This is a genomic window from Bradyrhizobium sp. CCBAU 11361, from assembly GCF_028128935.1.
GTDB lineage: Bacteria > Pseudomonadota > Alphaproteobacteria > Rhizobiales > Xanthobacteraceae > Bradyrhizobium > Bradyrhizobium niftali.
In genome coordinates this window covers 1-791 of the sequence record NZ_LBJZ01000075.1, presented here as the reverse complement: position 1 = coordinate 791, position 791 = coordinate 1, and the positions used below count along the sequence as shown (strand labels likewise).

Genomic DNA, 791 nt, shown 5'->3' with positions numbered 1-791 from the left:
AGGTTTATGGAGCAGATGGAAAGAACATCGGTGAGGTTGATCACCTCATCATCGACAAGGTGTCAGGTCGCGTGGCTTATGCTGTCATGAGCTTTGGCGGATTTGTTGGCTTAGGCCACAGCCACTATCCCATTCCGTGGGCCGCTCTGACATATGATGCGTCGCTTGGTGGTTTTCGAACCAACATCACCGAGCAACAGCTGAGGGACGCGCCTGAGTTCAGTGATGACTCATGGCAGGATCGAGACTGGGAAACGCGCACCCACCAGTACTATGGGACGCCGACGTACTGGGAGCGTCGCGGTGGCTTATGACGCGATGGGCCAGGAAGAGACATGGCTCTAGCGCATTGGCCTGGCCAGATAACGGGCAACGCCTGAGACATTCGTTTCAACTCAGATGGCAGCTCCGGCCAGCAAGAAAGCGCCGCCAAGCGCGACCATCACAAGTCCAGGCCAGCTCGATTTGATGCCGAAGCCGCTACCCGGTCTTTCAGGCTCCAGCGTGTCACGCCTGGAGCGAAGCCACCTTCCACCGCTGAGTCGGCCTCGCCAGATGGGCTGAAACGCCATTTGGAGCACGCCGCCGAAAACAAGGAGCACACCAAGCCATATGAGGGTCATGCTCGCCTCCTCTACCCGCGAACGCCGAGAGGTTGCTGCGCCGAGAACCCGTGGTCAATTCAGCGTCTGTCCGCTGCTCTCCGAATTAGACCGACCTTGAAAGCCGCCGGACGCACCAACGCGCCGCACACAGGCTGGGGATCACGCTCTCCGAAGTTCAGGCTACGT

General features: G+C 59.0%; 1 protein-coding gene. It reads left to right on the top strand.

What is annotated here, in order from left to right; translation table 11 throughout:
- A partial coding sequence (locus XI08_RS09905; protein WP_271574272.1) for a PRC-barrel domain-containing protein occupies window positions 1-314 on the top strand: 314 nt, incomplete at its 5' end.
- Between the last annotated feature and the right edge of the window lie 477 nt (window positions 315-791).